Source organism: Paenibacillus sp. 2003 (assembly GCF_031455635.1).
Lineage (GTDB): Bacteria > Bacillota > Bacilli > Paenibacillales > Paenibacillaceae > Paenibacillus > Paenibacillus amylolyticus_B.
The window spans coordinates 2,472,820-2,484,992 of the sequence record NZ_JAVDTB010000001.1 but is presented as its reverse complement, the minus strand read 5'-3'; the positions used below and the strand labels follow the sequence as shown (position 1 = coordinate 2,484,992).

Here is a 12,173-nt window from a genome sequence, read left to right as displayed (position 1 = left end):
TTCAGGAAAGGAAGTGAGCAGAATGCCTGAATCCGAAAGTGTGATCCGACTGGAGGGGATCTCTCAAGTATACGTCAGCGAGCGGGAAGCTTCATTGGTGATTGAAGACTTGAGTCTGGAGATCCAAAAAGGAGAGTTCGTCAGTCTGGTTGGACCGAGTGGATGCGGTAAAACAACATTGTTGTCGATCATCGCCGGGCTGCTCACACCCACCCGAGGAGAAGTTAAGGTTAAAGGCAAACTCGTTGGCGGCCCCTCAGCACAGATTGGTTATATGCTTCAACAAGACTATCTGTTTCCATGGCGGACCATTCTGGATAATGCATTGATCGGTCTTGAACTGACAGGCAGACTGGATGAACGGAGCCGTGAGCGTGTACGGGAACTACTGGTAAGTATGGGCTTGGCCGGAACGGAGAATCAGTACCCTTCAGAGCTTTCAGGAGGCATGAGACAGCGAGTAGCCCTGGTGCGCACGCTGGCGACAGACCCAGGAATTTTATTGTTGGATGAACCATTCTCAGCACTCGATTATCAAACCAAGCTGCAATTGGAGGATCTGGTCTCGGACACGTTAAAACAATTTGGAAAAACCTCTGTACTCGTCACCCATGATTTGTCTGAAGCCATTGCGGTCAGTGACCGCGTCATTGTGCTTGATCGTAATCCCGGCCGCATCCGTCGTGAGTTTATCATCCCCGATGGAATTCGGAAGGCTCAGCCCTTCCATGCCAGGGAGCAAGAAGGATTCAATGCGTTGTTTCAGGCGTTATGGAGTGAACTGGATCAGTCCGGGGGAGGTGAGAAGGACGCGTGAATCAAACGAATCCGAAGCAGGAAAAGCGTGACGAATGGATGGGGCAACTGCATCGGAACCATATTCAGCAGATGGCCAGATGGCGACATCAAGTGCTTGCCGTACAGTTATCTATGCTAGTATGTATGTTTTTGCTATGGGAAGTGGCAGGCAGACTTCGCTGGATTGATGTGTTGTTGTTCAGTTATCCGAGTAAAGTTTTTGCCCAGATTGGCAAGGACATCGCTAGTGGCGAGTTGTGGGCACATGTTGGGGTAACCGTAGGGGAAACGGCAGTTGGTTTTTTACTGGGAACACTCGTTGGAACCTTGCTTGCGGTTTTAATTTGGTGGTCTCCTTTTTTGTCCAAGGTGCTGGACCCCTATATGGTTGTGTTCAACAGTATGCCAAAGGTAGCACTTGGCCCGATCTTTATTGTTATGTTTGGCGCTGGTTTTACAGCCATTGTTATGACAACGTTGTCCATCACGGTCATTATTACGACACTGGTCGTGTATAACAGCTTCAATGAAGTGGATCCCAATTATATTAAAGTCATTCGTACGTTTGGTGGAGACCGTTCCGAGATTTTTACGAAAGTTGTATTACCTGCTTCTTTTCCGGCGATTGTATCCACTTTGAAAGTAAACGTGGGCATGGCCTGGGTGGGTGTAATTGTGGGTGAGTTTCTGGTCGCCAAACAAGGACTCGGTTATCTGATTATCTACGGATTCCAGGTATTCAACTTCACACTTGTATTATCAAGTCTGTTAATTATTGCTGCAGTTGCAACAGCCATGTACCAACTTGTTGTCTATGCAGAACGCAAAATGCTGGCTGGTCGCAGGTGACTCGGAAGGGTTTTACTCGTAATGTGACCGGGTATGATATGTATACAATTTCACAAGGGGTGTCACGTTGCCCGATACCGTAAAATCAAGTACCATATTTAGTATGATTATTCCGCGCAGATCCGGAATGAATGCGATGATTGGAGAAGAGGGCCTTGAGGTTCTGTCGCAACGATCTAACTTGCCAGCGTCCCTCATTCGGGGCGTGTTGCTGTGACCGGCATGCATGCGCATGTCGGTTGATGTCGTCTAGTTTACATTTGGATGAGACATACTAGTCAAGATAATTGAATGAGGCGACTAGCTGGCTAAGAATTTTTTTACAGCTTAGAGGAGATGGAATGTTAAATGGGTTTTAGGGTAATTAAAACCGCAATCGCCGCATTAATGGCCGTGCTGATTGCGGACTGGTGCGGCTTGCCAGGACCAACATCTGCGGGATTGCTTGCCATTCTTGGGGTGGATGTAACGAGAAAACGAAGTATTCGTACCATATCGGCGCGATTTTTTGCTTCAGTAGTTGGACTTTTATTTGCAAGTGTACTTTTTCACTTTTTAGGCTTCCATTATTGGGTGTTGGCCGTATACATATTGATTGCATTCCCGGTTATTGTCCGGGTGGGCTTCAAGGAAGGTATTGTAACAGGTTCAGTCGTTGTGTTTCGGGTGTTCAGCGGCGGAGAGATGGACGTGAATGTTGTCCTCGTACAAATTGCTTTGTTACTGATTGGTCTTGGTTCTGCAATGGCGGTTAACCTGGCCTATATGCCGGCAGCGGATCCACAGATGCTGCGCATTCGCAAACGAATTGATGAACTCTTTTCGAAGATTTTCAAAGAATTCGCGGCGACGCTGCGTAATCCCAATGAAGCATGGGCGGGTAGAGAACTGATTGAAGCAGATAAAGCGATTCTGGGCGGTATTGATGCAGCCAAGCGTTCTCTGGAAAATCAGGTGATTCATCCGAATGAGGAATGGAGCGTCTACTTTTATATGCGCAAAACGCAGCTCGACTCCATCCAGCACATGATGCATCTGGTGTCCCAGATCTATCAGAAGATGCCACATGCGGAAATGGTGTCGGAGCTGTTCGATCAGCTTAGTCAGGATGTGCTTACTGAATCCTACACCGGACGAACTGAAAAACTTCTTGCGGATGTGCAAGAAGAATTCAAACGTATGGAGCTGCCGGATACAAGGGAAGAATTCGAGATTCGTTCCGCAATTCTCCAGTTGTGCCGTGAACTCGCGCTGTATCTGAAAGTCGCGAAGAAGGACAAAGCACCGTCCCCAATATCGGACCGGTCCCAATCTACAAACGAATAATAGAAAATAGTTGTCACCCTAGACGAATGCCCTGCATACACTTGTAGTGAATGATTGTATGGAGGAGGTTTAAAGATGTCATTGAGTCATAAACATCAATGTAGAGAGATTATCACGAAGGCGATCTGCGGCAAGGGTCGTAAGTTCTCTACCGTAACACATACCGTGACTCCGCCAAATGGTCCGACAAGTATTTTGGGGGCTTGGATTATCAACCACCAATATGAAGCCGTATCAGCGGGTGACGGAATTGAAGTTATTGGTACTTACGATATCAACATTTGGTATTCCTACGACAAGAATTCGCAGACGGATGTAGCCAAAGAAACGGTCTCGTATGTAGAACATGTGCCATTGTCCTATCTGGACCCGAAACACCGGACTTCCACAGTGGAGGTATCTGCGGATGCAACGCAGGAACCCAGCTGTGTGGAAGCCACAGTATCAGCAGGTGGAAGCAGTGTAATTATCCGGGTTGAACGGGAATTCGCTGTGGAACTCGTTGCCGAAACCAAAGTTTGTGTGAAGGTCTGCACAGATGGTTGCGGTGATTACGAAGACAAGGACTATGACTTTGGCAGTGGCGATGGAGATTATGACGATCTCGATCCCGATCTGCTCGACGATGAACTGTGAGTTTGACGCCTGTTTTTGATAACCTAAGGTATCATATGCGCCAGAAGGCGCGGTGAAGAGGGCGTAAGCCCTCTTTCTTCTTAAATATTGAAAAATGGGTGGTAACGAGCCTCGCATTGTGCCTGGAATACCTTTCACGGGAAGGCTCCGCATTGCGGGGTTATTTTTATTTTAGTTGCATATCTGGGAGGGGGGACGTAATGAGTGTGATGCAACAAGCGGAGGAAGCGTTACGCCGATATGAAAATATGACCTCTGTTGAACGAACAGCGCGGTTAAAACAGGCAGGCCTAGAAGTTTTGTCGCTACAGGATCGGCGCAAGCGTGGACCAGGCTTGCGTGTACGCTATGACGTAGAGATAAGCTGTCTGCAGGCGATCCGGATCAAGCGCAAGGATACTAGTGGCATGGGAGGCGCACAGGAAACTCTGTTGGAGCGTGAAGCGAGTTCGACCTTGTTCAAGCGCATAGAACGACTTGCGATCAAAACGCTGTATACGTTAGGTCTGGATCATGGGGCTGTTCGAATGGAATCCTCAGGGAACGGCGGATGTGCAGTGATTTCGATTGATCCGGGTCCCTGGAAAGGGGGGACCAACCTTGCTGCTACCTATAGGGAAAGCTGGAAGCAGCATCAGGAACTGCTGGATGAGGAGACGAGTCACAGACCCACTCCGATACTCGGCATGGACCCGGAGTTTCTTCTGGTGCAGATGCCGGAATCCAAAATCGTACCCGCCTCCAAATTTCTTGAACGTAGCGGAATGGCAGGCTGTGATTCCGTGACGATTGGTGGACGGCGCATATATCCGGTTGCCGAATTGCGGCCTGCTCCCAGCTCCGAACCACGAGAGCTACTGGCTCATCTGATGAGGGCATTTGCAGCCGCTTCCCGCAGCATCAGTGATCACTCGCTCATCTGGCAGGCAGGAGGGATGCCACAGCGGGGGTTACCTCTGGGTGGTCATATTCATTTTAGCGGGGTGAATCTTACCGGGGAACTACTCCGCGCACTGGACAATTATCTGGCATTGCCACTGGCATTTCTTCAGGACCCGCGTGGATCGGGAAGACGGCCCCGCTATGGAGCGCTTGGTGACTTTCGCCTGAAATCCTATGGTGGGTTTGAGTATCGTACGTTACCCAGCTTTCTTGTGTCACCCCTTGTAGCGAAAGGCGTAGTGGCCTTGGCAGGTCTAATCGCAAGCGGGTATACTCAATTACGGCAGCGTCCGTTGGAGAACGCTGAGGTACACACCGCTTTTTATGAAGGAAAGCGTGAAGTGATCCGGGAACACATCCCAGCTCTGGTAGATGATCTGAAGAGGTTGGATGGATATGCACGTTATGAACGGTATGCGTCTCCGTTAATTCTTCAATTAAAACTGGGAAGAACTTGGGATGAGAGCCGAGATATTCGCAAACTCTGGAATATTCGGGCAGGTTCATGAAGAATGGACATTTTTTTGATATAATAAGATACAAGTCTTTTTAAGTAATAGCTACGGAAGAGTTAAAGCAGCAACCCTTGAAGGAAGTGGCGATTAGCCAACACATAAGGCGGAGGCGCAAATACAGTGCCTGACCGTCTTATTGTCCTTCCAGGGAGCGTTTCTTCCTGACATCATAGGAACGGGATGGAGGATATTCATCATGGCCCAGTATACGCCAATGATTCAACAATATTTGCAAGTGAAGGCCGAAGCGCAGGACGCTTTTTTATTTTTTAGATTGGGTGACTTCTATGAAATGTTCTTCGAGGATGCGATTAATGCTGCACGTGAACTTGAGATTACGTTGACCGCACGTAATGGTGGAGCGGATGACAAAATTCCGATGTGCGGTGTACCTTATCATTCGGCTGACAATTACATACAGCGTCTGATTGAAAAAGGATATAAAGTTGCGATTTGCGAACAGATGGAAGATGCAAGTGTTACCAAAGGCATGGTACGACGTGAGATTGTACGTGTGGTCACACCCGGAACGGTGATGGAAGGCAAAACCCTGGGGGACAAGTCCAACAACTACATGGTTTGCCTGACAGGTAATCAGAATACGCTGGCGCTGGCTGCTTGTGATCTGTCCACGGGCGAGTTGTATGTGACATCGGTACCGTATTCCAAGGAATGGCTCAAGGATGAGATCGGTATCTATGAACCATCGGAGCTGGTGGGGGATGCAGCACTGCTTGAAACGGTAGAAGCCGAGGCATCACCAATCGGTCGTCCAGTGGTCTACACATCATGGACAAAAAATAAGGAAGATCTGGTTCGTCAGCAGTTTGGCGAGGCCGTGTGGGCCAGACTGGAGCCTGAACGTCAAGCGTGCATTGCACGTCTTTTCTCCTATCTGAGTGAGACACAGAAACGCTCTCTGGGGCAATTAACACAGATCTCAACCTATGAGCCGGATCATTATATGATTTTGGACCCGTTTACCCGCCGGAACCTGGAATTGGTGGAAACCGTGCGTGAACGCTCCAAAAAAGGTTCATTACTCTGGTTGCTTGATCGGACGGAGACTTCCATGGGTGCGAGAATGCTGCGTCGTTGGGTTGATAAGCCATTATTGCAAAAAGGGAAGATCAATGAGCGTCTGGAAGCGGTAGATACGCTGTACAACCAGTTTATATTGCGTGAGGACCTGCGGGCAGAACTCAAAGACATCTATGATCTGGAGCGCTTGGTAGGCCGGATTGCTTTTGGTAATGCCAATGGTCGAGATCTGAATGCGCTCAAATCATCGCTGGAGAAAATTCCAGGACTTCGTCAACATTGCGCAGGATCATCTTCCGCAACATTGCAACATATTGCCGAAACGATGGATGATTGCAATGATCTGCGTGAAGCCATCGGGCAAGCTATTGTGGACGAGCCGCCGGTATCGGTAAGGGACGGAGGTCTGATTCGCGAAGGGTACCATGAACGTCTGGATGAATTGCGTGAGGCTTCGGTTAACGGGAAACAGTGGATTGCGGAGCTGGAAGCGAGGGAGCGTGAGGCGACAGGCATTCGATCGCTGAAGATTGGATATAACAAAGTGTTTGGTTATTATATCGAGATCACCAAGTCCAATCTGTCCGCGCTGCCAGAGGGACGTTATGAACGTAAACAAACGCTTGCCAATGCAGAACGATACATTACGCCGGAGTTGAAGGAAAAAGAGACGCTGATTCTCGAAGCTCAGGACAAAATGGTTGATATCGAGTATGGCCTGTTCGCAGAGCTGCGCGAGCGACTGAACCAAGAGATCGCAAGACTGCAGAAGCTCGCCGAACAGGTAGCCGAAATTGATGTGTATCAATCTTTTGCGGTGATTAGTGCTGAGCGAAACTTTGTACGACCTACGCTGACCGACGGTTATGACCTGGTTGTGGAAGAAGGACGCCATCCGGTCGTTGAGGCGGTCATGCGAGATGGCGCATTTATTGCCAATCATACCGCAATGACCAAGGAAGAGGCACGTATTCTGCTGATAACTGGACCAAATATGGCTGGTAAGAGTACGTACATGCGACAGGTCGCTTTAATCTCCATTTTGGCGCAAGTGGGTTGTTTTGTGCCTGCGGGTCAGGCGGAAGTGCCGATTATGGATCGTATTTTCACACGGATTGGTGCCGCGGATGATCTCATTGGAGGACAAAGCACATTTATGGTGGAGATGGCCGACATTCAGGTCATGACGGATAAAGCGACACCACGCAGTCTGATCATTATCGATGAATTGGGACGGGGAACGTCAACCAGTGAAGGTATGGCCATTGCTCAGTCTGTTATTGAATATGTACATGATATCATCGGCTGTAAAGCTCTTGTATCAACCCATTTCCATGAACTTGCTCATCTGGAGGAGAGCCTGGACAAACTGGCCAACTACTCGATGGCGGTACAAGAGAGCGGTGACAAAGTTAATTTCCTGCGTAAATTGATTGCCGGAGCAGCCAGCAGCAGTTATGGTATCTATTGTGCACGCCTTGCAGGTCTGCCTGATAGTATTATTGAGCGGGCGAATGGACTATTGCATGGGTTCGAACATGCGGCGGCGCAAGTAGCTGTAGGCAGTGAAAATACCGGAAACGAAAAGCAGGAAGCAGGCCTGAAGGTAAAAGGTGTAGAATTCCAGCACACGGATTCAGCACCATTGATTCGGGAGCATGAGACTGCGGAAAGTACAGATTACACACCTTCTATTGAAGGTTTGACCGGGAAGCGGCATGCTAAGAAAGACAACAGTAAGGTACAATCCAGTGGCAGCCATTCGGATGTGGTTCAACTGTCCATCTTTGGAGATGATGAGCCGAGTGTGGTAACGAAAGCGGACGTAGTTGCGGTGGATAAACCAGCGCGAGAATTCATCCGTACGATGAAAGATATCGATGTCATGAATATGACGCCCCTTCAGGCGATGCAGATATTGAATGATCTCAAATTGAAGGCACAGCAATTATCCTGAGTATATGGGAGGGGGAAAACCTGTGGCGAAAATACATGTGCTTGATGAACATATTGCCAACCAGATCGCGGCGGGTGAGGTGGTCGAAAGACCTGCTTCAGTCGTAAAGGAGTTGCTTGAAAACTCGGTGGATGCAGGTGCCACCAAGATTGAAGTGACGGTGGAAGAGGGTGGACTCCTTAGTATCCGTGTCAAAGACAATGGTTCAGGTATCGAGCCAGAGGACATGGAAACCGCCTTTTATCGTCATGCGACCAGCAAAATAGCCCATGGCCGAGATCTGTTCCAGATCACAAGTCTTGGATTCCGTGGAGAAGCCTTGGCGAGTATTGCCGCAGTATCCAAGGTAGAGGTATTGTCGGCAAGTGACAATGACGGTCGGGGGCGCCGCATCGTGATTGAAGGCGGGAACCTTGTCTCTCATGAAGATGCAACCTCACCCCAAGGTACAGATTTTGCAGTGAAAGAACTATTTTACAATACACCAGCCAGACTCAAATATATGAAAACGATCCAGACGGAACTGGGACATATATCAGATGTCCTTTACCGGATGGCGATGTCTCATCCAAACATTTCGTTCCGACTGCGCCATAATGAGAATGTGTTGCTTCAGACGTTGGGCAACGGCGATCTGCTGCAAGTGGTTGCAGCGATCTATGGGACAAGTGCTGCCAAAGCGATGCTTCCCATCCAGGGAGAAAGTCTGGATTACCGGGTGAGCGGGCTGATCAGCCTGCCAGAATGGACACGTGCAAATCGTGGCGGTATGTCCACGATTGTTAATGGGCGATTTGTTCGCAATTATGGTCTCAATCAGGCTATTCTCAAAGCCTATCATACCTTGCTGCCCATCAATCGCTTCCCGCTTGTCGTGGTGCAGTTGGAGATGCATCCATCTCTTGTGGATGTGAACGTGCATCCCGCCAAGCTGGAGGTTCGCTTTAGCAAGGAACCGGAACTGTATGAATTTGTGGAGACGACGTTGAGGGGGATCCTCCGGCAGGAGGTATTGATTCCGCAGGTCAAAAAGCAGCAGATCCGACGCGGAGATGATAGTTCCTTTATTCAGGAACAATTTCTCTTTCCACGTGGTCCTCTGAAAGATGCATCTGATGCAGAAGGATATGGTCAACAAGGTCCACTCGGGAAACCTGCTGCTGCACCGCTGAAGTTGACTGCGGAAGATGATGATCTGGATTTGGATGCTCCGGCGGATGTGTCCACAGCACAGCCGATATCTGAACAGGGTCACTCAGTGCCGTTGCCCGAAGCTCCACCTGAGATTACACACCCCCCTGAGCAGATAGAAAGTTGGAACGGGGATATTTTGCAGAAGGGGATTAGTCATGATGGGGTGCAGACAACCGCTAACGTGCAGGAAGGTACTAAGGATGTAAGTACAAGTTCTTCCGAAGCATTTCCCAAAACGGACCTGTCTTCTCAAGATGGTGGAGGTCGTGGAGCAACAGAGAAACCGCTGGCTGAAGGCAAACCAGCTACGTATCGCTCCGATTCCGTATATTCACCGGTTAGGGAAGCACGTTCATCGTATAATCCGTCTTCGAGTGCGAGAAATGAACGGACGTGGAAAACTTCAAGTTTGCCTGATGCCACTAAACATGCTGCCGCCATAAAATCAGATGCATCTATGCCAGCTTTTCCAGAGCTGAGTCTGATTGGACAGCATCATGGTACGTATTTGATCGCGCAAAATGACCAAGGTTTATATTTGATTGATCAGCATGCCGCTCATGAACGCGTAAATTATGAGTACTATTACGAGAAATTTGGCAACCCTGCTCAGGCCTCACAAGAGTTACTGCTGCCGATTACGCTGGAGTTCACACCTTCAGAGACGGAAAAGCTGAAAACAAGACTGGCCTGGTTCGAGCAGGCAGGTGTATATTTGGAGCATTTCGGTGGACAGACGTTCCGTGTGCGCTCCCATCCGTTCTGGTTCCCTAAAGGGGACGAGAAAGACATTATCGAAGAAATGTCCGAATGGGTTCTTAGTGAACGCAGCATAGATGTGGCCAAGATGCGAGAAGCTGCATCCATTATGTGCTCCTGCAAGGCATCCATCAAAGCGAACCAAAAGCTGACGGATCAGGAAGCAGAAGTGCTAATTCAGCGTCTGGGTTCATGTCGTCAGCCCTACACTTGTCCACATGGGCGGCCGATTGTGGTTTCATTTTCAACGTATGATCTGGAAAAATTATTTAAACGAGTGATGTAGCTATTTAGGGGGACATTATGTACATTACAACCGGTGACAAGGAGATTGCCTCTCAGGTGGAGCGTGCGCGTAAGCTCGCCGAAACGACAGGAGGTACCTACGTACCGCGCAATAGAACGTCTTTACCCAGACTGATTGAACATTATGGTATCAACGAAATACTGGTTGTGCTCAATGGGAGAGCGCGTTTGTATCGCAAAGATGCGACGGAGCTCGAGTTTCACCCCAGCATGGGATTTGTTCGCGCTAAACGTGTTCTAAGAGGGGAAGCCGACCCCATGTTGGAAGCTGGTGCGGTACTCGAAGGAGACACCATTGTTGATTGTACCGCTGGACTCGGTTCAGACGCGCTGGTATTTTCGGTTGCGGCTGGGAAGAGTGGACAAGTCATCGCCTGTGAAAGTTCTCAACCGCTCTATACCCTGCTGCTAGAAGGCATGTCTCATTATAAGAGTAATCAGCCTTTGGTGGATGAGGCTTTCCGGCGCATAGATCTGCGGCATGTGGATCATCTTGAGTTGCTGCGGTCCATGCCGGATCGAAGCTGTGATACCGTATATTTTGACCCCATGTTCCGTGAACCGATGATGGATTCAAGTGCTATACAGCCCTTGCGAGATTATGCAAATGCTCACGCGCTGGATGAACAGAGTATTATGGAAGCAAAACGGGTTGCCCGTAAACGGGTAGTGATGAAAGAAAAGCGCGGCAGCGCGGAGTTTGACAGGCTCGGATTTGAAATACTTGATCGGGCGAATGCAAAAACCCTGTACGGAGTGATTAATGTTGAACGTGGAAGTTAAACCAAAACCCAAACTGCTTGTGCTGGTTGGACCAACAGCAGTAGGCAAAACAAGAATGAGCATCGAGCTTGCCCAAGCTTTCAATTGTGAGATTATCTCAGGGGATTCGATGCAGGTATATCGTGAAATGGATATCGGAACAGCCAAGATTACCTCTGAAGAAATGAAGGGTGTACCTCATCATCTCATTGATATTCATGAACCGGAGTACCCATACTCTGTGGCCGAGTTTCAGGAGAGTTGCACACGATTAATTAGTGAAATCCATGAACGTGGTAAAATGCCTTTTATTGTAGGTGGCACCGGTCTGTATGTGGAATCGGTATGTTACGGCTTCCAATTTTCCGATAGTGGTTCAGATGAAGCGTTCAGAGAGCAACAATTCAGCTATGCGGAGCAACATGGCGCACAGGCTCTTCATGATCGTCTGAGGGAAGTTGATCCGGTCAGTGCAGATCGTCTTCATCCGAATGACCAGCGGCGAATTGTACGTGCGCTTGAGATCCACCACCTCACAGGCGAGAAGTGGTCTGATCAGCTGGCAGTACAGAAGAAAGAGTCACCTTATGACCTTCTTATTGTTGGTTTGACAATGGATCGCCAGAAGTTGTATGCCCGGGTAGAAGAACGAATTGATCTGATGATCGAACAAGGTCTGGTAGATGAAGTGAAATCTTTGTTGGAACGAGGAGTGGCCAGAGGTCATATTTCCATGCAAGGACTGGGGTATAAGGAGATTGCAGCGTTCCTGCAAGGGGAAGTGAGCTGGGAAGCTGCGGTGGAGTGGTTGAAGAGGGATACGCGTCGGTTTGCCAAACGGCAGCTTTCCTGGTTCCGCCATATGAAGGATATTGAATGGGTGGACATGACGGATACCCAGGATTTTGAAGGGAAATACAAGCAGATAAGTGAATTGATTACACAAAAATTTGATTGATTTGAGCGATTATTAGTATTCTTCTGACAGGCATCGATGAGATCAAGATATGTAAACCTCTACCTTTTAGTCATCAAAAGGATAGAGGTTTTTACTTATCACTAAAACAGATGGTAGAGATTAATAGTTC

General features: G+C 48.7%; 9 protein-coding genes. All 9 read left to right on the top strand.

Annotated elements, in window-relative coordinates; all coding sequences use genetic code 11:
• Window positions 1–22: 22 nt before the first annotated feature.
• Window positions 23–817 (top strand): ABC transporter ATP-binding protein, encoded by a 795-nt coding sequence (locus J2X75_RS10705; protein WP_150366688.1) that lies wholly within the window; start codon window positions 23–25, stop codon window positions 815–817.
• Between the two features lie 71 nt (window positions 818–888).
• Window positions 889–1,647, top strand: coding sequence for an ABC transporter permease (locus J2X75_RS10700; RefSeq protein WP_310336749.1), 759 nt, complete (start codon window positions 889–891; stop codon window positions 1,645–1,647).
• A 348-nt stretch (window positions 1,648–1,995) separates the two neighbouring features.
• Window positions 1,996–2,973, top strand: coding sequence for an aromatic acid exporter family protein (locus J2X75_RS10695; RefSeq protein ID WP_253437983.1), 978 nt, complete (start codon window positions 1,996–1,998; stop codon window positions 2,971–2,973).
• Window positions 2,974–3,048: 75 nt separating this feature from the next.
• Window positions 3,049–3,609 carry an outer spore coat protein CotE gene (locus tag J2X75_RS10690; protein ID WP_062835006.1) on the top strand — a complete coding sequence of 187 codons (561 nt, stop codon included), beginning with the start codon at window positions 3,049–3,051 and terminating at the stop codon, window positions 3,607–3,609.
• A gap of 200 nt (window positions 3,610–3,809) precedes the next feature.
• Window positions 3,810–5,060 (top strand): putative amidoligase domain-containing protein, encoded by a 1,251-nt coding sequence (locus J2X75_RS10685; RefSeq protein ID WP_310336261.1) that lies wholly within the window; start codon window positions 3,810–3,812, stop codon window positions 5,058–5,060.
• Window positions 5,061–5,262: 202 nt separating this feature from the next.
• Window positions 5,263–8,064: a DNA mismatch repair protein MutS gene (gene mutS, locus J2X75_RS10680; protein ID WP_310336259.1), complete on the top strand. Its 2,802-nt coding sequence runs from the start codon at window positions 5,263–5,265 to the stop codon at window positions 8,062–8,064.
• Window positions 8,065–8,086: 22 nt separating this feature from the next.
• Window positions 8,087–10,303: a DNA mismatch repair endonuclease MutL gene (gene mutL / locus J2X75_RS10675; RefSeq protein ID WP_310336257.1), complete on the top strand. Its 2,217-nt coding sequence runs from the start codon at window positions 8,087–8,089 to the stop codon at window positions 10,301–10,303.
• 17 nt (window positions 10,304–10,320) lie between these two features.
• Entirely contained in the window at window positions 10,321–11,106 is a 786-nt protein-coding gene (locus tag J2X75_RS10670) for a class I SAM-dependent methyltransferase (RefSeq protein WP_310336256.1), read from the top strand.
• Entirely contained in the window at window positions 11,087–12,043 is a 957-nt protein-coding gene (miaA, locus tag J2X75_RS10665; protein WP_307535233.1) for a tRNA (adenosine(37)-N6)-dimethylallyltransferase MiaA, read from the top strand. Before J2X75_RS10670 ends, miaA begins: the two co-directional genes overlap by 20 nt.
• The last annotated feature ends 130 nt before the right edge of the window (window positions 12,044–12,173 follow it).